General features: G+C 68.1%; 17 protein-coding genes, 1 tRNA gene, 2 rRNA genes and 1 pseudogene. 11 read left to right on the top strand and 10 right to left on the bottom strand.

From position 1 onward, the window contains the following. Positions 1-105 (top strand): 23S ribosomal RNA (locus tag BIX52_RS06265); the annotation flags it as partial. A 227-nt stretch (positions 106-332) separates the two neighbouring features. Next, positions 333-447 (top strand): 5S ribosomal RNA (gene rrf / locus BIX52_RS06270). A 264-nt stretch (positions 448-711) separates the two neighbouring features. Here rrf and BIX52_RS23630 read toward each other — a convergent pair. After that, positions 712-873 (bottom strand): annotated as a pseudogene (locus BIX52_RS23630) (transposase domain-containing protein); the annotation flags it as partial. A 417-nt stretch (positions 874-1,290) separates the two neighbouring features. Between BIX52_RS23630 and BIX52_RS06280 the strand changes: the two are divergent. Beyond that, positions 1,291-2,892: a B12-binding domain-containing radical SAM protein gene (locus BIX52_RS06280; protein ID WP_075220223.1), complete on the top strand. Its 1,602-nt coding sequence runs from the start codon at positions 1,291-1,293 to the stop codon at positions 2,890-2,892. 448 nt (positions 2,893-3,340) lie between these two features. Continuing rightward, positions 3,341-4,339: an NAD-dependent epimerase/dehydratase family protein gene (locus BIX52_RS06290; protein ID WP_075220225.1), complete on the top strand. Its 999-nt coding sequence runs from the start codon at positions 3,341-3,343 to the stop codon at positions 4,337-4,339. 9 nt (positions 4,340-4,348) lie between these two features. Here the strand turns inward: BIX52_RS06290 and BIX52_RS06295 are convergent, their stop codons facing one another. The 6 genes from BIX52_RS06295 to BIX52_RS06320 all read right to left on the bottom strand — a co-directional run bounded on the left by BIX52_RS06295 (position 4,349) and on the right by BIX52_RS06320 (position 12,407). Next, positions 4,349-5,089 carry an SDR family NAD(P)-dependent oxidoreductase gene (locus tag BIX52_RS06295; RefSeq protein WP_075220226.1) on the bottom strand — a complete coding sequence of 247 codons (741 nt, stop codon included), beginning with the start codon at positions 5,087-5,089 and terminating at the stop codon, positions 4,349-4,351. Between the two features lie 311 nt (positions 5,090-5,400). After that, positions 5,401-6,339, bottom strand: coding sequence for a polysaccharide deacetylase family protein (locus tag BIX52_RS06300; RefSeq protein WP_075220719.1), 939 nt, complete (start codon positions 6,337-6,339; stop codon positions 5,401-5,403). 123 nt (positions 6,340-6,462) lie between these two features. Then, positions 6,463-7,173 (bottom strand): GntR family transcriptional regulator, encoded by a 711-nt coding sequence (locus BIX52_RS06305; RefSeq protein WP_083660076.1) that lies wholly within the window; start codon positions 7,171-7,173, stop codon positions 6,463-6,465. 157 nt (positions 7,174-7,330) lie between these two features. Continuing rightward, a complete protein-coding gene (locus BIX52_RS06310) occupies positions 7,331-8,653 on the bottom strand; it encodes a hydantoinase/carbamoylase family amidase (RefSeq protein WP_205647725.1) in 1,323 nt (440 codons plus the stop codon). Between the two features lie 146 nt (positions 8,654-8,799). Further along, positions 8,800-9,474 (bottom strand): GntR family transcriptional regulator, encoded by a 675-nt coding sequence (locus BIX52_RS06315; RefSeq protein WP_075220227.1) that lies wholly within the window; start codon positions 9,472-9,474, stop codon positions 8,800-8,802. Beyond that, a complete protein-coding gene (locus tag BIX52_RS06320) occupies positions 9,471-12,407 on the bottom strand; it encodes an FAD-binding and (Fe-S)-binding domain-containing protein (RefSeq protein WP_108676446.1) in 2,937 nt (978 codons plus the stop codon). Before BIX52_RS06320 ends, BIX52_RS06315 begins: the two co-directional genes overlap by 4 nt. Before the next feature lie 163 nt (positions 12,408-12,570). Between BIX52_RS06320 and BIX52_RS06325 the strand changes: the two genes are divergently transcribed. The 6 genes from BIX52_RS06325 to BIX52_RS06350 all read left to right on the top strand — a co-directional run bounded on the left by BIX52_RS06325 (position 12,571) and on the right by BIX52_RS06350 (position 18,760). Continuing rightward, on the top strand, positions 12,571-13,749 hold the full coding sequence (locus BIX52_RS06325) for a pyridoxal-phosphate-dependent aminotransferase family protein (protein WP_205647740.1): 1,179 nt from the start codon (positions 12,571-12,573) through the stop codon (positions 13,747-13,749). A gap of 100 nt (positions 13,750-13,849) precedes the next feature. Then, positions 13,850-14,827 carry a TRAP transporter substrate-binding protein gene (locus BIX52_RS06330; RefSeq protein WP_075220229.1) on the top strand — a complete coding sequence of 326 codons (978 nt, stop codon included), beginning with the start codon at positions 13,850-13,852 and terminating at the stop codon, positions 14,825-14,827. Positions 14,828-14,920: 93 nt separating this feature from the next. Beyond that, the gene (locus BIX52_RS06335; RefSeq protein ID WP_075220230.1) at positions 14,921-15,484 is read left to right on the top strand and encodes a TRAP transporter small permease; all 564 of its coding nucleotides are present in this window, start codon (positions 14,921-14,923) and stop codon (positions 15,482-15,484) included. Next, a complete protein-coding gene (locus BIX52_RS06340) occupies positions 15,481-16,761 on the top strand; it encodes a TRAP transporter large permease (RefSeq protein ID WP_075220231.1) in 1,281 nt (426 codons plus the stop codon). The genes BIX52_RS06335 and BIX52_RS06340 overlap by 4 nt, the downstream gene beginning before the upstream one ends. A gap of 11 nt (positions 16,762-16,772) precedes the next feature. Beyond that, positions 16,773-17,573: an enoyl-CoA hydratase gene (locus BIX52_RS06345; protein WP_075220232.1), complete on the top strand. Its 801-nt coding sequence runs from the start codon at positions 16,773-16,775 to the stop codon at positions 17,571-17,573. Beyond that, a complete protein-coding gene (locus tag BIX52_RS06350; RefSeq protein ID WP_075220233.1) occupies positions 17,570-18,760 on the top strand; it encodes a CaiB/BaiF CoA transferase family protein in 1,191 nt (396 codons plus the stop codon). Before BIX52_RS06345 ends, BIX52_RS06350 begins: the two co-directional genes overlap by 4 nt. Before the next feature lie 851 nt (positions 18,761-19,611). On the opposite strand, the gene BIX52_RS06355 is transcribed toward BIX52_RS06350, so the two are convergent. Both BIX52_RS06355 and BIX52_RS06360 read right to left on the bottom strand, forming a co-directional pair. Next, positions 19,612-20,358 carry a fumarylacetoacetate hydrolase family protein gene (locus BIX52_RS06355; RefSeq protein WP_075220234.1) on the bottom strand — a complete coding sequence of 249 codons (747 nt, stop codon included), beginning with the start codon at positions 20,356-20,358 and terminating at the stop codon, positions 19,612-19,614. A gap of 45 nt (positions 20,359-20,403) precedes the next feature. Beyond that, positions 20,404-21,117 carry a GntR family transcriptional regulator gene (locus BIX52_RS06360; RefSeq protein WP_083660077.1) on the bottom strand — a complete coding sequence of 238 codons (714 nt, stop codon included), beginning with the start codon at positions 21,115-21,117 and terminating at the stop codon, positions 20,404-20,406. A 254-nt stretch (positions 21,118-21,371) separates the two neighbouring features. Here BIX52_RS06360 and BIX52_RS06365 point away from each other — a divergent pair, with 254 nt between their 5' ends. Further along, positions 21,372-22,424, top strand: coding sequence for a 4-hydroxythreonine-4-phosphate dehydrogenase PdxA (locus BIX52_RS06365; RefSeq protein WP_075220235.1), 1,053 nt, complete (start codon positions 21,372-21,374; stop codon positions 22,422-22,424). A 410-nt stretch (positions 22,425-22,834) separates the two neighbouring features. On the opposite strand, the gene BIX52_RS06370 is transcribed toward BIX52_RS06365, so the two are convergent. Next, positions 22,835-22,909 (bottom strand) — tRNA-Gly (locus BIX52_RS06370). Positions 22,910-22,963 lie beyond the last annotated feature (54 nt).

The raw sequence follows: 22,963 nt of genomic DNA on the forward strand, positions 1-22,963 counted from the left end.
TTCTCCCTTGAGAGCCGTTGTAGACGACAACGTTGATAGGTCGGATGTGGAAGCGTGGCGACATGCGTAGCTTACCGATACTAATCGCTCGATCGGCTTGATCACTCTCATTACCTGTGCCCATCCGCTTGCGCGGACGGACCCAGCTAATGTTCTTTGTTGGTCGCAAGCGACACTTCAAAGGCCTTCGGGCTGCGAGTGGCGCTGCACACAAAGCACCCCAACACATGTGCCTCTGGCACACCCTAAGACAGGAAAGACGTGCGCTCGTGCCTTCAGGCATCGCGTGCGAAAAAAAAATCCAGTTTCACGAACACAACAATCTTCGCCGGCCTGGTGGCCTTTGCGAGGGGCCTCCACCCGATCCCATTCCGAACTCGGCCGTTAAACCCCTCAGCGCCGATGGTACTCTGGCTTAAGCCACGGGAGAGTAGGTCGCCGCCAGGCCTGCCAAGATTGTTGCCTCCCTTCTCTTCACACCCCACACACACGACGCCCCCGATCGCCTAACCGCGACGGGGGCGTCGTCGTGTCCGCACCCCACCACACACCACACGCGATCACCCGAAGGCCGCCCCTGCGGGAAGGCAAGCAGTCAGCGGTCAGCCGCAGCCGTCTACGCCGGGCGCGGGTGCAAGGGCATGAGGTCGTCGAGCCGATGAGCGTCCCCCCTCGCGGGTTGCCTTGAAATGAACCGTCCGGTGAAGCCGGTCAGGCGGTTATCGTGACGTTCCAGGACAGCAGATCGGCGATCCGGTTGATGGGATGGTCGGCCATGCGGGTGAGGGCGTCGCGCGGGTAGCATGCCGGGTCGAGGTCGTTGAGGCGGACGGTCTGGATCAGCGAGAGGACGCCGGCGGCGCGCTCTCCGCCGATACTGAAAACCCTGCACGCACGAACGGCATGCCCTTCACACGAGCAAGCGCCGGGGCAAGGCCGACCCTCCTGCACAGCGTCCGCGGCCGACTCTGACGTGACCCCTTTTCTCATCCAGCCAGATGGAGAGTCTGGCGAAGATCTACCGGGGTTGATGGGTCCTGTGGAAGAGGCCGGGACGCGGGACCCGCCGCCTCGGGACCGCTTCGGCTCCGCCGCCGCCGCAACGCTTAACTTATATTGAACCCATCATATAAGCGTTATTTTGCAATGTCCGCGCATCCGCCTTAGTGTCGCCGCGGATGTATAAGGTGGTCTTTCATGCATCAATCGTCAGCGCCGGCCTCTCTCGGGTCTGGCACATTTGTACCGCGTCAACGGCGCGCCCCATTTCGGGCGCCAACCGATCGTCCTTTGCGGATCGCTCTCGTCTGCCCAAAATTCGAGCCGTCCTTCTACGGCGAAGACTACTATGTGCCGATCGTCTCGGACCGCGCCAAGGCGGTGATGGCGCCCGGCGTCCTCCCCCTCCTCGCCGCGTTGGTGCCCGCCCCGCATGAGGTCGTACTGTTCGACGAAAACACTGACCCGCTCGACTTCGACACCCTCGCCGGATTCGACGTCATCGGCCTGACCGGCATGGTGGTGCAGCGCATCCGCCTGCGCGCGATCCTCGACGAGCTCGGCGGGTTCGAGGGGCTGCTCGCGGTCGGCGGCCCCTATGCCAGCATCGACGAGGACTTCTTTTCACGCCGCTGCGACGCCCTGTTCGTGGGCGAGGCGGACGAGGCGTGGCCTCAGTTCCTCACCGCCGTCGCCAGCGGCAGCCCGGTGACGCCGCGCGTCGAGCAGCTCGCCAAGACCGACATGACGAAGCTCCCGCAACCGCGCTACGACCTTGTCGATCATAAGAAATACCTGGTCGCCTCGGTCCAGTTCTCCCGCGGCTGCCCATTCCTCTGCGAATTCTGCGATATCATCACCATCTACGGCCGCAAGCCGCGGGCGAAAACGCCGGACATGGTCATCGCCGAGCTCGAGGCTCTCTGGAAACGCGGCACCACCAACGTCTTCCTGGTCGACGACAATCTGATCGGCAACAAGAAGCTGGCCCGCGGCCTTCTGGAGGCGTTGGCCGATTGGCAGCGGGCCAACGGCTACCCGCTGAAGCTCGCCACCGAAGCTTCGATCAACCTCGCCGACGAGCCGGAACTCCTGGAGCTGATGTTCGAGGCGGGGATGGGCTCGGTCTTCATCGGCATCGAGTCGCCCAACGAGGCGGCGCTGGCCGAGACGAAGAAGATCCAGAACATCCGCGGCGATTCCATCGCGGCCAAGCTGAGCCGCATCCGCGATGCGGGGCTACTCATCACCGGAGGCATGATCGTCGGTTTCGACAGCGACGGGCCGGACATCTTCCGCATTCAGGAGGAATTTCTGGACGAGGTGGCGCTGGCGCGGGCGGGCATCGCCACGCTGACCGTTCTCCCCACCACGCCGCTCTTCACGCGGCTGGAGAAGGAGGGCCGGCTGAGGCTCGACAACCCGAACTGCAACTTCGAGCCGGCGCAGATGTCGGCGGAGGAGCTGAAGGCGGGCTGCGAGGCGCTCAACCAGCGCCTGTTCGAGCCGGAAGCCTATTTCGACCGCTACTTCAACGCCGTGGCGAAATCGCCGAAGCTGCGCGAGAGGCGGGCGGAGATGGCCGAGCGCCGCGGCAAGCCGCCCGCGTTGCACCGCGCCGCCGCCTACATGTTCGCGGTGAAGACGCTGTGGCGCCTCGGCAAGGCGGCCCACAAGGCCGGAGACCTCGCCATCCTGCCGCGTTACGCGAAGATCTATGCCGGCCGGTCCCGCTATTATGGCGGCACCGACGCGAACTTCCCCGCCTTCGTCAACGCGGCGGCGCAGCATTGGCACCTTTATTACCTCTACAAGTCCTTCCGCACAGAGAGCCACGCGGTGACCAACACCTACGCCTACGGGACCGATCAGCCGGCTCCCATCGCCGCCTGACGGACTAGACGCAACGTCAGGCGTCCACGGGCGCTGACGGGGCCGCGATGTCAGGCAACCGCCGGTGCTGCGGCAAGGCGCGCCGAGCACCGCCGCCCTCGAAAGCCCGTTGGCCGAGAGATAGCTCCTGTGCCCGCACCGCCCTCACCCGCCTGAAGATGCGCGTGGAGACCGGCCGCTGCGCCGAGGCGGACGCCATCGCCACCTTCGACGCGTACGTGGTGCTGCTTGCGAGCGCCTCCCCCCGCGTGCACGCCACGCTCCCCGGCGGCGCGGCGAGGCTGCGCACGGACCGTTTACCGCTCTCGTGTACCCAGCCCACAACGCGGCCGATCAGAGCCTGTCCGCTGCGCTGAAGGTGAGGCGGGACCGGATCGGCGACACAATCGCCCCCACACCGCACTCGGCGCGGTGTTCAACGCCCACAGACCGCGCGGGAACTCGCCTGATGTCCATCCTCGTCACCGGAGCCGGCGGCTTCATCGGCCTCAACCTCGTCGAGCGGCTGCTGGGCGACGGCCACAGCGTCGTCGCGCTCGGCAACAGGCCGATGTCGGCCATCGCCAAGGCCGCCTTCGCGGGGCTTCCGGGCACTTTGACGGAGGTCACCGCCGACGTGCGCCGCGCGGAGGACCTACGCGCCGCCGTCCACGATCACGGCGTGCGGCAGATCTTTCATGGCGCTGCGATCACGCTGGGGCCGACGCCCTTCATCGCCCCCGCCAGCGACGTGATGGACATCAACCTCGTCTCCACCGCCACGCTGCTCGGCATCGCGCGCGAGGCGGGGGTAGCGCGCTTCGTCTATCCGAGCTCGGTGACGGTCCATGCCGGGTCCTCCTTCGGCGAGGCGCCGCTCACCGAGGACACGCCGCCGACGCCGGCCACGCTCTACGGCTTCACCAAGCTCGCCTGCGAACGGCTGATGCACGACGCGGCGGCGCGGCACGGCGTGCCGATCGCCATCGGCCGCATCACCGCCGCCTTCGGGCCGTGGGAGCATGACACCGGCGCGCGCGAGCTTCTGAGCCCGCCCTTCCAGATCGCCCGCAAGGCGCTTTCCGGCGAGCCGATCACGCTCGCCACGGGCGGGTGGCGCGACTGGACCTCGGCGCGCGACGTCGCCCGTGCCTTTGCGCTGCTGCTGACCGCCGACAGCTTGCCACGCACCACCTACAATCTCAGCCTCGGCCAGATCTGGAACCCGGCGCTCTTGTGCGAGGCGCTGGCGGCGCGGCTTCCCGGCGTCACCTACACCACCAGCGGCCCCACCAACCTCTCCTACAACGACGATCTGACACGCATCCGCCAGCCGATGACGAACACGCTGATCGCCGCCGATCTCGGCTTCCACTTCCAGTCGCCGCAGGAGGCCGCCGCCGAATATGCCGATTGGTTGGACGCGCTGGGCGCCGAGCCCTTCGCCGCGCTCAACGCCGGCGGCTGAGGGCGCCGGTCAGGTGGCGGTATAGCCGCCGTCGACCAGCATGTCGCTGCCGGTCATGAAGCTGGCGGCGTCGCTGGCGATGAAGAGGGCCGCCTCGGCGATCTCCTCCGCGCGGCCGACGCGGCCCAGCGCATGGAGCTTGCCGAGCCGCTCCTCCACGCCCGCCTCGCCGCCCAGAACGCTCGTCAGCCGGGTCGTCATCACCGCCCCCGGCGACAGGCTGACGGCGCGGATGTTGTCCTCCGCATGGTCCACCGCCAAGGTGCGCGTGAGCGAGATGAGCCCGGCTTTGCTGGCGGAATAAGGCGCGCGGCCCTTCGTGGTCACATGGCCGAGCTGCGAGGCGACGTTGACGATCACGCCGCCGCCGCCCGCCGCCATCACCGGGATCGCCGCTTGGCACATCAGGAAGGCGCCGGTCAGGTTGATGGCGAAGGTCTCGCGCCAGGTGGCGGCGGTGATCTCGGTCACCTTGCCGACCAGAACCGGCCCGGCGGCGTTGTTCACCAGAATGTCGATGCGCCCGAACCTCTCGGCCACGGCGGCGACGGCGGCGGCCACGGCGTCATCGTCGGTCACGTCGCAGGGGAGGACCATGCCGCCGTCCGGCACGTCCGGCAGGCGGTCCGCCAGGTCCATCGCCGCCACGCGCGCACCGGCGGCGGTGTAGCGCGCGACGATGGCGGCGCCAATGCCGCCGCTCGCACCGGTGACGATCGCCACACGTCCGTTGAGGGGTTGGTCCGCCATGTCGTCATCCTTGTTCCGCTCGCCGCGCCGGGCCGCCCCCGAACGGTCTCGAACTTAACTCAAGTCTTATATGCTGCTTCACTGCAGCGCCGCCCGCCGCGCCCGACGCACGAACGGGCGGTGCCTCTCGCCTGTTCTTCGGAGCCGTCCGTCGCTGACGCCAGCCGGCCCGGCCGCGGCCTCCGGCACAAGGGCGCAGAGCCGCAGGCGTCCCTTGTGGCGGGGGTCGCGGCCGGGCAGAGCCAGTCGGTGACGGACGGATCCGAAGGACGGGCGAGACCCCTGTTCTTTGGTGAGTTCCCGAGCCCTCTTCAGCGGTCCATTTCAGCGATGAAGTGCCGTGCGATCTCGTCGCGCCGGGCCACCCAGGCGGTGCCGCGCTCGCTGAGCCCGGCGAGGATGGCGGCGAGCCCGCCGATCCGCCCCGGCCGGCCGATGGTGCGCAGGTGGAGGCCGACGGACATCATACGCGGCGCCTCGCCCGCCTCGGCGGCGAGCCAATCGTAGGCGGCGAGCACGTAGCGGGCGAAGTCCTCGCCGTGGACGAAGGCGCCGCCGGGGCGGAAGCGCATGTCGTTGGTGTCGAAGGCGTAGGGGAGCACCAGATGGCGCTTTCCGGCGACGGTCTTGAAGTAGGGCAGATCGTCGTCATAGGCGTCGGAATCGTACAAGAACCCGCCGTGCTCGACCAACAGCCGGCGCGTGTTGACCGACGACGCGGACCGCGTGTGCCAGCCCACCGGCGCCACACCGCACGCGGCCTCGATCGCGGCGTAAGTCTTGGCGATCATCTCCCGCTCATGCGCCTCGTCCATGCCGGTGTGCCGCTCCCAGCGCCAGCCGTGGCAGCTCACCTCGTAGCCGCGCGAGACCGCGTCGGCGGCGACCCAGGGCGAGCGCTCCACCGCCCGGCCGCTGGACGACACGGTGGGCTTCATCCCATAGCGGTCGAACAGTGCGGCGATGCGCCACCAGGCGGCGCGGGTGCCGTAGCCGAAGTGGCTTTCGGTGCACGGGTCCGGCAGCGCGCCCACGTCGTCGATCGCCTCATGAACCAGCTCGTTGCGGTGGTCCCCGTCGCCGACGGAATATTCGCCGCCCTCCTCGAAGTTGATGACGAAGGACACGGCCACCTTCGCGCCGCCGGGCCAGGCGATGCGGGGCGGGCGGCCGCCGTAGCCGACGAGGTCGCGCCGGTCCGGCACAGGCGAGGCGGGGGCCGATCCGGCGGAGGGAACGCTGTCGGTCATGCCGGCCGCGTCGCCGTCAGCGGCGCGCGAGGCGCTCGTGTCGTGTTGATCGGCGCCCGCTGCGGGGTGCGGCGGCCGGGGCAAGGTCGCATCGTGGAGGTCCCTTTTGGTGAAGTGGAAGGCTCAGTCCGTGCCGGTCTCGCGCGCGAGCACGGCGGCGAGGGAATGGCCGGTGTGGGCCAGGTGGATGTGCCAGATGCGCCCGGCATCGGCGGCGTTGCGGCGGCGCATGGCCTCCATCAGCTCCTCGTGCTCCTCCATCGCCTGCTGCCAGCGGCGGCGGTCGAAGATCGCGATATAGCGCCCGCGTTTGGCTCTCAGCGTCAGATTGCGGTGGATCGCCTTCAGAACGTCGTTGCCCGCGACCTCGATCACCGTCTCGTGGATCCGGCTGTTGGCGGCGAAATAGTCGTCCAGCCGCTCGGAGTTGAAGTGGCCCCGCATCTTCGCATGCAGCGCCCCGAGCCGCGCGAGGTCGGCGGCGGAGGCGCGGGCGGTCGCAAGCTCTGCGGCGACACTCTCGAGGCTTGCCAGCACCTCGAAGAGCTCGCGCGCCTCGGTCACCGTGAAGGGCCGCACGCGCCCGCCGCGGTGCTGGCTGAGGTCGATGAGCCCGTCGAGTTCGAGCAGTTTCAGCGCCTCGCGCAACGGGGTGCGGGAGACGCCGAGCTCGGCGCAGACGGCGCGCTCGACGATGCGGTCCCCGGGCGCGAGATCGCCGTGGACGATGCGTTCGCGCAGAGCCTCGAGGACGCGCTGTGCGGCGGGGATCCCGTCATGCGGCGCACGGTCCGCGGACGGGTCGCCGGTCTCCAGAGCCTCGTTCACCGCCATGGGATGCCCGCCCCGTGTCTGACGGCCGGGGACAAGCCCGCCGGCCGGCGCCCTTCAAGCACAACTTATCATACTGGCCGATCCGGTTGCGTTGATCCAGTTGGACTGCAGGTCGCCATCGCCCACCGGCAGCAAATGGCATGCCAACCGGGATCGATCAGGCGAGAAGCCGCATCAGCGTGCGGGCGAAGACGGGGACCGCAGCGGCGAAGTCTTCCATGCGCAGCCCCTCGTCGGGGTTGTGGCTGCCGTTCTGGTTGCGCAGGAACAGCATGGCACTCGCAATGCCCTGCCCGGCGAAGGTGGCGCAGTCGTGTCCGCCGCCGGAGGCCATGCGGCGGTGGGGGACACCCGCCGCCTCCGCCTCGGCGACCAGGATGTCCATGAGGCCGGGGTCCATCAAAGCCGGGCTGGCGGCGGTGGACGGGCCCATGTCGACCGTCACATCGAACCGCTTGCCGATGGTACGGACGGCGGCGCGCAGGGCGGCGTCGGTCTCGTCCAGAAGGGCGGCGTCGGTGGAGCGCATGTCCAGCGTGAAGGTGAGGCGGCCGGCGACCTTGGTCATCGCGTGCATGGCGGGATCGGTCGAAAATTCGCCGAAGGTGGCGACGAAATCGCGCCCTGCCGCGTCGTAGCGGTCCCAGATCCGTTCGACCTCGCTCACCAGAGCGGCACCGGCGCGCACCGCATCGTGGCGGAATTCGCGCGGTACACCGCCTGCGTGGGCATAGGCGCCGGTGATCGTCCCGTAGCGGTAGCGCCGGTTGCCGCGGATGCCGGTGACGATACCGACCGCCTCGCCCGCATTGTCCAGCACCGGCCCTTGCTCGATGTGCGCCTCAAGGAAGGCGGCGATGCGGGCGGGGTCCAGCTCGCGCGCACCGGCGATCAGCGCATCCGGGTCCCAGCCGCCCTCGCGCATATGGTCGGCGAGGGTGCGGCCGGTGTCGGACCTCGTGAGGCGCTCGTAGTCCTCCGGCGGCAGCAGACCGAAGGCCATGCGGCTGCCGCAATAAGGTGTCGGAAACCACACCAGCTCTTCGGAGCGGATCGCCATGATGACGAGGTCGCGCGCCGGACGGAAGCCGGATGCGGCCAGCGCCGAGGCCGCGGCGAGGCCGAGCACGACGCCCGCCGCGCCGTCGAAATTGCCGCCATGGTCGACGCTGTCCATGTGCGATCCCGTCATGATGGCGGGCAGGCTGCGGTCCGCGCCCGGCCACGTCATGTAGAGGCTGCCGGCGCGGTCGTGACTGATCTCCATGCCGATGGCGGCGGCGGTGCGCGCGGCGATGGCGTGCGCCTCGTCCTCCTCGCGCGAGAAGGCGGCGCGGGTGACGCCGGGCGGGTTGGACGACATGGCGGCGAGGTCGTCGAACAGGCGCGTGCCGAGGGCGGCGGCGTCGCGGAACTGGGCGTCGGTCGGGCCGGCGGACGGTGTCACCGCCGTTCCGCCATCAGGATCGTTGTCGTTCAAGGCTCACCTCCTTCCGGCGCTTCGTCTCCCCTTGTGGCATGCCATCGTGCGCGATGCACCGTCCGCTGCCGATCCGTAGCCGCATCCGACAGGCGGGGCCGGCACGGTGGCGCGGCACAGGGCCGAGAAGGCGGGACGGCGCCCGCCTAGTCGGCGCGGCCGGCGAGGATCGTCGCCTTGACCACCGCGATCTTGTCCTCGAGGTGGCGCTTCAGGATGACCGCCAGGCGCGGCCCGTCGCGCGCGGCCAGCGCCTCGGCGATGAGGTCGTGCTCGTCCATCGCCTTGGCCCAGCGCGCCGCGCTCACGTTGGAGATGTAACGGGCCCGCCGCATGCGCTGGGACAGCATACGGTGATGCTGCGTCAGGACCGGGTTGCGCGCCGCCTCCAGGATGGCGAGGTGGATCGCCTGATTGAGCTCGAAATAGCCGAGCAGATCATTCGCCTCGTAGGCCGCGCGCATGGCGCGGTTCATGGCGACGATCTGGGCGATCTCCTCATCCGTCGCGCAGGTGGCCGCAAGCTCGCCCGACAGCGCCTCGAGCGTGGCGATGACCGGGAAGCCCTGTTCCACCTCGGCCACGGTGAGGCCGCAGACACGCGCACCGCGATTGGGCACGAGCTGAATATACCCTTCGGCGGACAACAGCTTCAGCGCCTCCCGCAAGGGCGTGCGCGAGACGCCGAACCTCTCGCACAAGGCCTTTTCGGGGATCTTTTCGTCGTTCTTCAGGTCGCCTTCGTTGATCATGGCGCGGATATGGTCGGCCAGCTCCATGGAGAGCGGCGGCCTGGCGATGGGGGCGTCCAGTCCCGTCATCGGCGGCCTCCCCCGCCCGGCGGTGCGGCCAGCGCGCTTTCCAGCACGCGGGCGACATGCAGCGCCTCGCGCGCCGCCCCGTCGTGGATCTGGTGGCGGCAGGACGTGCCATCGGCGACGATGATGGCGTCCCCCGCCGCCCCGCGCACGGCCGGCAGCAGCGCCGCCTCGCCCATGGCGCGGGAGATGTCGGCGGTGGCGGCATCGTAGCCGAAGGCGCCCGCCATGCCGCAGCAAGCGGATTCGATCGCCTCCACCTCGAGCTCCGGCACCAGCTTCAGCGCCTCCTGCGCGGCGCCGAAGGCCCCGAAGGCCTTCTGGTGGCAGTGGCCGTGGATCATCGCCTTGCCGGGGCGCGGCGCGAAGGGCGGCGTCACCTCACCGCGCGCAGCGGCGGCGACGTACCATTCCTCGAACAGGAAGGCGTTCTTGGCGATGGCGTCCGTTTCCGCGCCCGGCAAGAGGGCCTGGAACTCGTCGCGCAGGGTGAGGAGGCACGACGGCTCCAGCCCCACCACGGCGCGGCCGGCGGCGATGTGCGGCGCCAATGCGTGCACCATGCGCTTGGCCTCGGCGCGCGCCTCGTCCACCAGCCCGGCGGCCAGATAAGTGCGTCCGCAGCACAGCGGCCGCTCGCCCTCCACGGCGAGCGGATGCACCGGCACACCCGACGCCGCCAACACGTTGACCGCCGCGCGCAAATTCTCCGGCTCGAACCAGCGGTTGAAGGTGTCGGCCATCAGGACCACGCCGGGCGAGGCGCCGTCGCTCGGCCGGTGCGCCTCGGCATCCTTGAAGGCATCGCGCCGGAAGCGCGGCAGCGAGCGGCCCGCGGCGAACCCCGCCACCTTCTCCGACAGGGCGGCGAGGGCCGGCACCCGGTCCCTGAGCGCCAGCAGCCCGCCGACGCGCGAGGCGAACGGCGCATAACGCGGCAGATAGGCCACCAGCCGGTCCTTCAGCGGCAGGCCGTGCTTGGCGACACGCGCCGCCTTCACCTCGATCTTCATGCGCGCCATGTCGACGCCTGTCGGGCACTCCCGCTTGCACGCCTTGCACGAGACGCACAGCGCCAGCGTCTCTGCCATCTCGTCCGACGTCAGCGCGTCCGGCCCGAGCTGGCCCGACAGTGCGAGGCGCAGCGTGTTGGCGCGGCCGCGCGTGACGTCCTTCTCGTTCCGGGTAACGCGGTAGGAGGGGCACATGCCGCCGCCGACGGATTTGCGGCAGGCGCCGTTGTTGTTGCACATCTCCACCGCGCCCTGGAAACCGCCGAGCGCGCCCGGCCAGGCCGACCAGTCGAGCTTCGGCGTCAGGTCCACGGCGCCGTAGTGGGGCGGGTAGCGCATCAGGGTGCGGTCATCCATCCGCGGCGGGTGGACGACGCGGTTGGGGTTCAGCCGCCCGTCCGGGTCGAACTCGTCCTTCACCGCCTCGAAGGCGCGTACGATGCGCGAGCCATACATCGGCTCGTGAAACTCCGACCGGACGATGCCGTCGCCGTGCTCGCCGGAGTGGGAACCCTTGTACTCGGCCACCATCGCGAACGCCTCTTCGGCGATGGCGCGCATGGTGGCCGCGTCCTTGTCGAGCTTCAGGTTCAGCACCGGGCGCACGTGCAGACAGCCGACGGAGGCGTGCGCGTACCACGTCCCTTTCGTGCCGTTGCGCTCGAACACCTCCGTCAGCCGCTCGGTATAATCGGCGAGGTCGGCGAGCGGCACGGCGCAGTCTTCCACGAAGGAGACCGGCTTGCGGGCATCCTTCATCGACATCATGATGTTGAGGCCGGCCTGGCGGAACTCGGCGATGGCGCCCTGAAGCCCCGCGTCCAAGATCTCGACCGGCCCGCCTTCATGGGCGCCGCCCTTGCCGAAATCGAAGCCGAGGTCGGCCATCACGTCGCGCACCGCCTCCACCTTGCGGGTGGCGACGTCCCAATCCTCCTCGGCGAACTCGACCAGGAGCAGCGCCGCAGGCTCGCCCTTCACGAAGCGGTCCAACGTCTTCGCGAACATCGCGATGTCGCGGCCGAGGCCGATCATCGTCGCGTCGACGAGCTCGACCGATGTGGGGTCGGTGGCGACGAGGTGCTGGGCCGCCTCCATCGCCGCACGGAAGGTCGGAAAGTGGCAGGCGATCAACGCCTTGCGCTTGGGCGGCAGCGGCCACAGGCGGATCTCGATCGCCTTCGACAGCGCGAGCGTGCCCTCAGAGCCCACCAGCACGTGGGCGAGGTTGATGGGCTCGGCGGCCGGAACCAGCGCGTCGATATTGTAGCCGCCGACGCGGCGTGACACCTTGGGGAATCGCGCGGCGATCTCGTCCGCCTCGCGAGCGCCGAGGGCCAGCAGCGTCTGCGTCAGCGCGTCGTTGGTGCCGGGGTCCACGGGGCCGAAATGGCGTTCGCTCCCGTCCGCCATCAAGGCGTCGATGGAAAGCACGTTGTCGCGCATGATTCCGTAGCGCAGCGAGCGGGCGCCGCACGAATTGTTGGCCGCCATGCCGCCGATGGTGGCGCGCGAGGCGGTCGACACGTCGACCGGGTACCACAGCCCCAAGGGCTTCAAATGACGGTTCAAATCGTCGAGCACGATACCCGGCTCGACGATCGCCCGCCGCCCCTCGACGTCGAGCTCGATGATGCCGTTCAGGTGGCGCGAGAAATCGACCACGATCCCGGAATTGACGGTCTGGCCGCATTGGGACGAGCCGCCCCCGCGCGCCGTCACGGACAGCCCTTCCTCGCGCGCGGCGTCCAAGACGACGTTGAGATCGTTCATGGTTTTCGGGATGACGACGGCGCTCGGGATCACCTGATAGACCGAGGCGTCCGTGGCGTAGCGGCCGCGCGTGAAGACGTCGTGGTGGGCCGAGCCCTGAAGTTCGCGCTCGAGCCTCCGGCGTAGACCGGGACGGACCAAATCCGGCAAGTGACCCCCCTTGACGTTATTATGAATGCATTATTCAATCTTCACCAATGAAGTCCACCGGCGCAAGGGGCGACAAAAGCACCGACCGGTGGATCGTCCGATCGGCGACGAACGCCGGCGGCGGATGGGACGGGACCAAGGCAGGAGACGCCTCGTGACTTATATGCCAGGCCGGCATTTCCTTCAGATTCCGGGGCCGACGAACGTCCCCGACCGCGTTCTGCGGGCGATGGACATGCCGACCATCGACCACCGCGGACCCGAGTTCAAAAAGCTCGCCGAAAGCTGCCTCACGCGCATCCGCGACGTGTTCGGCACCACCAATCCGGTGATCATCTATCCCGCGTCCGGCACCGGGGCGTGGGAGGCGGCGCTCGTCAACACGCTGTCGCCCGGCGACCACGTCTTGATGTACGAGACCGGCCATTTCGCGACGCTCTGGAAAAAGCTGGCCGAAAAGCTCGGCCTCGTGCCCGAATTCATCGCCGGCTCGTGGCGCTCCGGCGTCGATCCCGCGGCGATCGAGGCGCGGCTTGCCGAGGACAAGGGTCATCAGATCAAGGCGGTCTGCGTCGTTCATAACGAGACGTCGACCGGCTGCACCACGCGGGTGGACGAGGTGCGCGCCGCCATCAACGCGGCGGGTCACCCGGCGTTGTTGATGGTCGACACCATCTCCTCGCTCGGCTCCATCAAGTACGAGCACGACGCCTGGGGCGTGGACGTCACCGTCGGCGGCTCGCAGAAGGGGCTGATGCTGCCGCCGGGCCTCTCCTTCAACGCGGTGTCGGATAAGGCGATCGAAGCCTCCAAGACGTCGAAGCTCCCCCGCTCCTTCTGGTCGTGGGACGAGATGATCGAGGCGAACGCCCAGAACGTCTTCCCCTTCACGCCCGCGACGAACCTCCTCTACGGCCTCGACGAGGCGCTGACGATGATGAACGAGGAGGGGCTCGACAACGTCTATGCCCGCCACCAGCGCCACGCCGCGGCGACCCGCGCGGCCGTCACCCATTGGGGCGGCAACGGCTCGGTGGAGATCCTGTGCGAGGACCCGCGCCACTATTCCGGCTCGTTGACGGCGGTCCAGCTCCCCGAGGGCTACAACGCCGACGACTACCGCAAGGTGGTGCTGGAGAACTTCAACATGTCGCTCGGCAACGGGCTGTCCAAGCTCGCAGGCCGCGTCTTCCGCATCGGCCACCTGGGCGACTTCAACGACCTCATGCTCATGGGCACCCTGTCGGGGGTGGAAATGGGCTTCGAGCTTGCCGGTATCCCCTACCGCAAGGGCGGGACGCAGGCAGCGATGGAGGTCCTCACCTCCAAAGATCAGGCTTGAGGCCGCGGGTCACCGCGCTCTCATCCCCTGCAAGGCGGCCGTCAAAGAGTCGCCGGCACGATCCCACGACAAAAACGACAACAGGACAGGAAACGCATCCATGAAAAAGCTCCTCCTCGCAGGCGCCGCGGCCGGCCTCATGATGGCCGCCTCCGCTCCCGCCAGCGCGACCGACGTGATGAAGCTCGGCCACGTCGGTGAGCCGGGCTCGCTCTACCATGTCACCAGCGACGAGTTCGCCAAGTGCATGCTGGAGAAGGCCGACGTCGAAGTTCAGCTGTTCGGCTCCTCGCAGCTCGGCAACGATGAATCGATGCTGCAGAAGCTGAAGCTCGGCCAGCTCGACTTCTCCATCCCCTCCTCCATCATGTCCTCCGTCTCCGACACCTTCGGCGTGTTCGAGATGCCCTACATCGTGAAGAGCCGCGACCACATGCGCGCGATTCGCGACCAGGCCGGCGACATGTTCCGCGACGCCGCGCGCGAAGAGGGCTACGAGATCATCTCCTTCTGGGAGAACGGCTTCCGCAACGTGACCAACAACGTCCGGCCGGTGACCGTGCCGGAAGACCTGAAGGGCATCAAGCTGCGCACGCCGAAGGGCCAGTGGCGCGTGAAGATGTTCCAGGCCTACGGCGCCAACCCGACGCCGATGGCCTTCTCCGAAGTCTTCACCGCGCTGAAGACCGGCGTCATCGACGGCCAGGAGAACCCGCTGATCCAGATCTTCGCGGGCAAGTTCCAGGAGGTGCAGAAGTACCTCTCCATGACCGGCCACGTCTATTCGCCGGCCTACCTCGCCACGTCCTCGCGCAACTGGAACAAGTGGGACGACGACCGCAAGGCGGCCATCTCGGAGTGCGCGCTTCAGGCGTCGGACTTCGCCTATGAGCATGGCGCACAGGTCGATTCGGAGTTCGTTGCGAAGTTCGAGGAAGCGGGCGTCGAGGTGAACGAGGCCAACAAGCAGGCCTTCATCGACGCATCGGCCGACATCTACAAGGAATTCGGCGAAGAGGTCGAAGGCGGCGCGGATCTCATCTCGAAGATCCAGTCGCTCGACAGCGGCGCCTCCTAAGCGCACTCGGCGAGGGTGCCGCCCGCCCCGGCGGCGCCCTCCCTCTTGGCGACCCATCCTTCCCCCCTCCCCCGTCCCCGAGGAGGCGCTGACGTGCGCGTGCTGGCCCGCATCATGGGCGAAATCCTGACCTGGATCGTGATCGGTCTCATGGTCCTTCTGACGGTGTTCGTCGTCGTGGCGGTCATCTTCCGCTACTCCGGCGCATCCCTGTCCTGGTACGACGAAGTGGCCGGCGTGCTGCTCGCCTGGATCACCTATTATGGCGCGGCCCTCGCCGCCCTCCACCGCGGCCACATCGGCTTCGACGACGTGCTGTTGGCACTGCCCACCAAGGCGCGCGCCGTCGCCGTCATCACCGCCGAGGTGCTCGTCATCGGCTTCTTCGCGCTGCTGGCCTGGGCCGGGCTCGAAGTCCTCACCATCCTCCAGGGCGAAACCCTCGTCGCGCTCGACTGGATGCCGATATCCGTCACCCAATCCGTCATTCCCATCGGCGCGATCCTCTTCATCATCGCCGAAATCCTGTCCTTCCCCTTCTACTGGTGGGACGTGATGCACGGCCGCTCGACCGAACACGCCGTCATGGCGCACGGTGAGACGCCCGAGCACGACCCCGCCCACCGCGCGCCCGACGCCCCGGAGGCTGGCCGATGATCGTCCTTCTGATGTTCCTGGCGCTGGTCGCGATGGTGTGCATCAACGTGCCCATCGCCATCGCGCTGTGCCTTGCGGCCATCCTCGGCATCGCCGTGACCGACGGCGTCGAAGCGCTCGTCATCGTCGGCATCGAGATGTATTCGGGCGCGCAGTCCTTCTCGCTGATCGCCATCCCGATGTTCGTGCTCGCCGGCGCGATCATGAACTCCACCGGCATCACGCGGCGCATCATCGCCTTCGTCTCGGCGCTGATCGGCTTCGTGCGCGGCGGCCTCGGCATGGTCAACATCGGCGTGTCGCTGTTCTTCGCCGAGATCTCCGGCTCGGCCGTGGCGGACGTCGCCGCGCTCGGCTCGGTGATGATCCCCGAGATGAAGCGGCGCGGCTATTCCGGCCCGCTGGCGGCGGCGATCACCTCGTCCTCCGCCTCGCTCGCCATCATCATCCCGCCGTCGATCCCGATGATCCTCTACGGCGTCTCCGCCGGTGCTTCGATCCAGGAGCTGTTCGTCGCGGGCATCGTTCCGGGCCTCCTCGGCGCCGCGGGCCTCATGGGCGTCGCCTACGCCTTCGCCAAGCGCTACAACCTGCCGCGCGAAGAGGCGTTCCAGTTCAAGCGCCTGCGCAAGACCTTCGTCGACGCTCTGCCGGCCTTCATGCTGCCGGTGATCATCCTCGGCGGCATCTTCGGCGGCCTGGTGACGGCCACAGAGGGCGCGGGGCTCGCCGTCGTCGCCTCCATCGCGGTCGGCATCTTCTACCGCGAGATCGACTGGAAGCAGCTCAAGACCGCGATGGTGGAAGGCGGCGTTCAGACCGCCGTGGTGATGCTGCTGGTGGCGGCGTCCGTCCTGATGGGCGGCTACCTGACCTCGGCGCGGATCCCGCAGGACATCGCCCAGGGCATGCTCGAGCTGACGTCCAACAAGTACGTCATCCTCCTGATCCTCAACGTCTTCTTCCTGATCATCGGGTTCTTCCTGCACTCTGCGGCGGCGATCATCCTCGTCATCCCCATCATTGTGCCGCTGATCAACCAGGCCGGGATCGACCCCGTCCACTTCGGCCTCGTCGTGACCTTGAACCTTGCCATCGGCCAGCAAACCCCGCCGGTCGCCTCGGTTCTGATCACCTCGTGCTCGATCGCCAAGGCCAACATCTGGGAGGTCTCGAAGGTCAACATCTACTTCGTGGCCGTGCTCCTCGCTGTTCTCCTGTTGTGTACCTACGTCCCGTCGGTGCCCATGTTCCTGCCCGACCTCTTCTATCGCTAAGCGAGGACCAGATGACCGACGCTCCCCTCAGCGGCACCGACGACCTGATCTACGAGGTGAAGGACGGCATCGCCGTCCTGACCCTCAACCGGCCGCACGCCCGCAACGCCTTCACCTTCGCGATGTATGACGGCATCAAGAAGCTCTGCGCCGAGATGCCCACGGACGGGTCCGTTCGCGCCCTCATCATCACCGGCGCCGGCGAGAAAGCCTTTGCCGCCGGCACCGACATGAGCCAGTTCCACGCCTTCGACAAAGACGAGGACGCGCTCGGCTACGAGAAGCGCATCGGCAGTGTCTACGACGCGCTGGAAAAGTGCCCGGTGCCGACCATCGCGGCGATCGCCGGCGCCTGCACCGGCGGCGGTGCGGGGACCGCGGCGTGCTGCGACATCCGCATCGCGGCTGCCAACATGAAGTTCGGCTTCCCCATCGCCCGCACCCTCGGCAACACGCTGTCGATGGAGAATTTCGCGCGGGTGAAGGACCTCATCGGCGTCGCCAAGGCGAAGGAAATCATCTTCACCTCCCGCCTCGTCGAGGCCGACGAGGCGCTCGCCGCGGGGCTCGTGTCCGAGGTGCTGCCCGACCACGCCGCGCTGATGGCCCGCGCCCACGAGCTCGCCGCCCACATCGCCGGTCACGCCCCGCTCACCTTGCGGGCCTGCAAGGAGGCCTTCCGCCGCCTTCGCGTCGACGGGCCGGACGCCGAGGGCGACGACCTCGTGGTGATGACCTTCATGAGCGAGGACTTCCGCGAGGGCCTCGACGCCTTCTTCAACAAGAGAAAGCCGGAGTTCAAAGGCAAATGACCGAGAGAAGCGGCCCCCTTTCCGGGATGCGCGTCATCGAGCTGGCGCACATCATGGCCGGTCCCGTGTGCGGCCTGATGCTGGCCGACATGGGCGCCGACGTCGTGAAGGTGGAGAAGCCGACCGGCGACGACACCCGCCGCACCGTCCCGCCCGAGGTGAACGGCGAGAGCGCGGCCTTCATGATCATGAACCGCAACAAGCGGGGCGTGGTGCTGGACCTCAAGTCCGACGAGGGCAAGGCGGCGCTGAAGCGCCTGCTGCTCGACGCCGACGTGGTGATCGAGAATTACCGCATGGGCACGATGGAGAAGCTCGGCCTCGGTTTCGAGGATCTGCGCAAGGACAATCCGGGCCTCATCTATTGCGCGGTGTCCGGCTTCGGCCGCACCGGGCCTTATGCGCAGCGCGGCGGTTTCGACCTCGTGGCGCAAGGGATGAGCGGGCTGATGGCGATCACCGGCGAGGGCCCCGGCCGGCCGCCGGTGAAGGTGGGGGCGCCGGTGTCGGACATCACCGCCGGCATTCTGGCCGCTCTCGGCTGCGCATCGGCCTACGCCCACAAGCTGAAGACCGGCGAGGGGCAGATGGTCGACACCTCGCTTCTGGAGGCCGCCATCACACACACCTACTGGCAGTCGGCGATCGCTTTTGCGACTGGTGTTTCGCCGGGGCCGATGGGGTCGGCGCACCCGCTCAACGCGCCATACCAGGCGTTCCCGACCAAGGACGGGTGGATCAACATCGGCGCCGCGAACCAGAACAACTGGGAGCGTCTGGTGGCGGCCCTCGGCGCGCCCGATCTCGCCAAGGACGAGCGTTTCATCAACGGCCACAAGCGGATGGACAACCGCGAGGTGCTGATCGCCACGCTGGAGCCGCTGTTTGCGCCGAAGACCACGGACGAGTGGCTGGCCGCGATGGAGGCCGCCGGCGTTCCGGCCGGGCCGGTGTTGTCGATCATGGAGATGCACGCCGACCCTCACGTTCTGGCGCGCGACATGGTGGTGGAGCTCGACCATCCCGTCGCCGGGCCGACGAAGGCGATCGGCCTGCCGATCAAGTTCTCCGACACGCCGGGCAAGGTGGTGCGCCCGGCGCCGCGACTGGGCGAGCACACGGCCGAGGTGCTGGCCGAAGCGGGTTTCGACGCCGCCGCCATCGACAGGATCACGAGCGCCGGCTAACGGCGCCGTTCTCGCCGGGCGTTGGCTTGACCCCCGGCCATCTCAGCCGCGCCCCCCCGGGCGCGGCTTTTCTTTTGGGATGATGCACGTCGAAGACGATCGTGGTGACCGAGAAATTTGTCCAGCTTGCTTCTGCGCCGGCTCAAATGCTCTGGTGCACGGCTTGCAGCCTAAAGACACCGCATAATGAAATATTTCGCTATTTTGAGAACCACCGGCGATGGCACCTGAAGACTGGGCATATTTTATCGCGTCGGGCGAGCCACCGTTAATATCAGTTGCCCGGATCTCATACGACCTGTGCAGGCAAATAGGATCGGCGGCTTCGTTGGTGCAAATGCACCATAACTACGCGCTGAAGATGGTGCAGAAACACCGCCTTACGCCCGCGACACTCAGCCTACTCCCTCCGACGATTACGTATGGCCGAGCAATCTTGGATCGCAGCCACAATATCGTTTTCTTCCTCCCGGACCCTGATGGAGGTGCGGGTTGGTACCAAGCAGCGGTGAAAGTCCTCCGCCGTCATGATGAGCTTTTCGTCATGACATTCCATCGCCAGAAGCCGGCGGAAGTTGCGCGGAAAACCAAAAACGCGTCACGAATCTTGCGGTATGAAATGAATAACGGGCGGTGAACGCCGCCCGTTATCGCGCGGTGGGGCTCCAACTCACCCACATTGCGCACTACCCAAATACATCCAAGCAAAATGGATTTGTGGCAGGCTACGGCATGGAGATTCACCGTGTCACGCGCTACCCGCAATGTAAGCGACGCATTGCTCGGCGGCAAGTGTTAGTCCACCCATACCGCCTATGGCGCACCAGTCACGAGCGAGCATGGAAAGTCTATTACCGCGCCGCGAACTCCAGCGACACGTCGCCCAGCCCCGCGATATGACCCTCCACGCGCGTGCCGGGCTCGATGAAGGGCATACCGTTCAGCGATCCCGTGATCAGGATCTGGCCCGGCTGGAAGCCGCCCAGGAAGTCGCCCACGTGGCGCACGAAATTCTCCAGCGAGACGTAGGCGTCGCCGCCCGGAGGGCTGGTCGCCCCCTCCGCCGCGACCGTATCGCCGAGAAGAAGACGGATCACCGGCGCGTTCGACGCCAGAACCCCCGCCTCGCCCACCACGAGGCCGCCGTTGGACTGGTTGTCGGCAAGCTTTGCCGGAGCGGGGGCGGAGGTGAACCCGTCCATGCGCCCGTCCACCACCTCGATCACCACGACAGGCGTCACGGCCGCCTTCAAAGCGGCGGAAAAATCGGGCGCCGAAGGGTCCGGAAGCGGCCTGTCGAGGCGGAAACCGATCTCGAGCTCGATGCCGCAGGAGCCGATCTCGTCGGTCCCGAAGACGGCGCCGGAGGGGCGGATCAGGGGCGCGAGGATCGGCGCGATCATCGGCCGCCCCTCGCCGGGCGCGGTCTTCCAGGCGCCGACGGGGCCGCAGGCGTCGGCGACGAGGGCCTGCACGTCCATCACGTCGGCGGGCGTGGCGTCGGCGAAGGCGGCGATGGCGTCGGCCCCGGCACGGCGGCCGGTGCGGCGCGCCTCGATCAGCGCGGCGGCGAAAGTCTCAGCAAGGGGGGTGGGCACATCGTCTCCTTCTCGGACGGGATCGTCATGTGGCGGCGCGCGCGCTCAGAGGATATCGCGCACGCGGGCGAGTGTATTGTCCATATGCGACTCCACGGCGGCGGCAAGGGCCGGTCCGTCGCGCCGGCGCAGGGCCTGTGCCATCGCCTCGTGGTCGGCCAGCGCCCCGGCCCACTTGTCCTCGGCATGGTTGCCGATGAACCTGATGCGCTTCAGCCGCCCCTGCACCAGCGCGTGAAGCTCGGCGAGGCTGGCATTCCCCGCCAAGCCCGCGATGCCGGTGTGGATCGACTGGTTGAGCTTGTAATAGGCGAGCCTCTCGCGCGCGGCGTAACGGAGCATCATCTCGTCGTGGGCGGCCAGGATGGCGGCGATCTCGGCATCCGACGCGCGGGCCGGACCGACACGCGCGGCAAATCCCTCGATCGCCTTCAGGCACTCCAGCATCTCGGCGACATCGGCCACGGAGAAGCGCCGCACCACGGCGCCCTTGGACGGAACGAGCTCGATGAGCCCCTCGCTCGCCAAGGTGCGCAGCGCCTCGCGCAGCGGCGTGCGCGAGACGCCGAGTTGCGGGCCGAGTTCGCTCTCGTTGATGCGCGTTCCCGTGGCGAGGGTGCCCTCGATGATCATGTCGCGCAGCCGCGAGACGACCTCCTCGTGGAGGGTGCGGCGCTGGATGCGGGTGTCGGTCGGAGTCGGGGTCTCGGGCGGCACGCTATCCTCGGTCGGCGTGTCCCACTTGCGGGGCGCACGCATACTGCATACAGTATTCAAAACGAATTGACGACCTGCGGGCGTGCCACCGGCACCCCCGAGCAGGCCGAGCCAAGGGAGAGAGACCGGCCCCCAGGGCTGCCCGGCCATCGCACCACCACGACCCGCGGGCTGCCCCACGGACCCGGCCGCTTTCCCAACTGAATCCGTGACTTGCCACACTCCACCCTGCCCGTCTCCTGTGCTTGCCGCATCCCACCGATGCGCCCGCACCCCGACGCCCGAAAGGACGCCCGATGTCTGACCGCCCCCTGATCGCGCTGGCCCTCGGCGACCCCGCCGGTATCGGCAACGAACTCGCCGTCAAAGCCCTGTCGGACGCCGAGACGTTCGACGCAGCGGACTGGATCGTCATCGGCGATCGTCGCCTCTGGGCGCGCGGCGAAGAGCAGTCCGGCCTAACCCTCGACCTGCCGGACTTCGCGCCGGGCCGCTTCGACCATGCCGCCTTCATCGACCTCGGCCATGCCGACATGGACGCCATCACCACCGGCAGCTCGACCGAGGCGGGCGGGCGCGTCGCGGTGCGCAACTTCGCCACCGCGCTGAAACTCGCCGCCGCGGGCGGGGCGGATGCCGTCACGTTCACCCCCTTCAACAAGCACGCCATGCGCCTTGCCGACCCATCATACGTGGATGAGATCGGCTTCGTACAACGCGAAATCGAAACCGACGCGCCGGGCTCAGAGTTCAACGTGCTGGACGAGGTGTGGAATGCCCGCGTGACGTCCCACGTGCCGCTGTCCAAGGTGGCCGAGCTCATCACGCCGGAGCGGCTGGCGCGCGCGATCCGGCTGACGCACGACACGATGGAGGGGGCCGGCATCCGCGCCCCGCGCATCGGCGTTGCGGCGCTGAACCCGCACGCGGGCGACGGCGGCAATTTCGGCACGGAGGACGACGCCATCATCGCCCCCGCGGTGGAGGCGGCGCGGTTGAAGCAGTACCGCGTGGCCGGGCCGATCCCGTCCGACACGGTCTATGTGCGGGCGCTGAAGGGCGAGTTCGACGCGGTGCTGACGATGTACCACGACCAGGGCCAGATCGCGATGAAGCTGATCGGCTTCGACCGCGGCGTGACGTTGATCGGCGGATTCCCCTTCTGGATCGCGACGCCCGCCCACGGCACCGCCTACGACATCGCCGGCAAGGGCGAGGCCAATCCCGGCGCGGCGATCCAGGCGCTGAAGCTCGCCGCACGCCTCTCGCGCCGCTCGAACCCGGACGGGTTCGCCGACCCCGCCGCGCGCCTCGAGGCCGCACACGGCGTTCTGGCCCCCGCGGAGTAAATCGAGGCGGCAGCACGGCCGACGGAACGTCCCACTCGGGCCAGTCGCCGACGTGACCCTCATGATATCAGCCCGGCCCACCGTCCAGCGTGGCCGCTCTTCAGGCGGGTATGAGGCGCGGCCGGCCACTCCGGCCGTCCGGGGATACCGCGCGGCGGGGGTACAGAGCCGCCGGGCCTACCGCGCGGCCCCGTATGCCAGATGCCTGAGGCGCCGCCGCCAATCACGATCATCTCGGCCAGCCCGATGGGGAGAAAGCGCGCCATACGCGAAGGACGGGGCTCTGACACTCGCCGCGCGCCAGATGACGGCATGGACCAGCGCCACGCTCCAAACGCAGCGCAACGGGGTCGTGCGCATGCGATGCGTGGCCAAGCGGAGGCGCTGGACGGTTCAGGATCTGGGAAGGGTGGAGCGGGCGATGGGGATCGAACCCACGACATCAAGCTTGGGAAGCTTGCGTTCTACCACTGAACTACACCCGCAGCCGCGGTGCCGATCCACCCCGACGCTGCCCGGGACGGGCCGCGCGGCCTGGA

It is taken from the genome of Acuticoccus yangtzensis, from assembly GCF_001927245.1.
Lineage (GTDB): Bacteria > Pseudomonadota > Alphaproteobacteria > Rhizobiales > Amorphaceae > Acuticoccus > Acuticoccus yangtzensis.

Excerpts from the sequence above, each read along its gene's own strand:
- BIX52_RS06290 (WP_075220225.1), top strand. The coding sequence starts at position 3,341 with ATGTCCATCCTCGTCACCGGAGCCGGCGGCTTCATCGGCCTCAACCTC.
- BIX52_RS06295 (WP_075220226.1), bottom strand. The coding sequence starts at position 5,089 with ATGGCGGACCAACCCCTCAACGGACGTGTGGCGATCGTCACCGGTGCG.
- BIX52_RS06300 (WP_075220719.1), bottom strand. The coding sequence starts at position 6,339 with ATGACCGACAGCGTTCCCTCCGCCGGATCGGCCCCCGCCTCGCCTGTG.
- BIX52_RS06305 (WP_083660076.1), bottom strand. The coding sequence starts at position 7,173 with ATGGCGGTGAACGAGGCTCTGGAGACCGGCGACCCGTCCGCGGACCGT.
- BIX52_RS06315 (WP_075220227.1), bottom strand. The coding sequence starts at position 9,474 with ATGACGGGACTGGACGCCCCCATCGCCAGGCCGCCGCTCTCCATGGAG.
- BIX52_RS06325 (WP_205647740.1), top strand. The coding sequence starts at position 12,571 with ATGCCAGGCCGGCATTTCCTTCAGATTCCGGGGCCGACGAACGTCCCC.
- BIX52_RS06330 (WP_075220229.1), top strand. The coding sequence starts at position 13,850 with ATGAAAAAGCTCCTCCTCGCAGGCGCCGCGGCCGGCCTCATGATGGCC.
- BIX52_RS06340 (WP_075220231.1), top strand. The coding sequence starts at position 15,481 with ATGATCGTCCTTCTGATGTTCCTGGCGCTGGTCGCGATGGTGTGCATC.
- BIX52_RS06345 (WP_075220232.1), top strand. The coding sequence starts at position 16,773 with ATGACCGACGCTCCCCTCAGCGGCACCGACGACCTGATCTACGAGGTG.
- BIX52_RS06350 (WP_075220233.1), top strand. The coding sequence starts at position 17,570 with ATGACCGAGAGAAGCGGCCCCCTTTCCGGGATGCGCGTCATCGAGCTG.
- BIX52_RS06360 (WP_083660077.1), bottom strand. The coding sequence starts at position 21,117 with ATGCGTGCGCCCCGCAAGTGGGACACGCCGACCGAGGATAGCGTGCCG.
- BIX52_RS06365 (WP_075220235.1), top strand. The coding sequence starts at position 21,372 with ATGTCTGACCGCCCCCTGATCGCGCTGGCCCTCGGCGACCCCGCCGGT.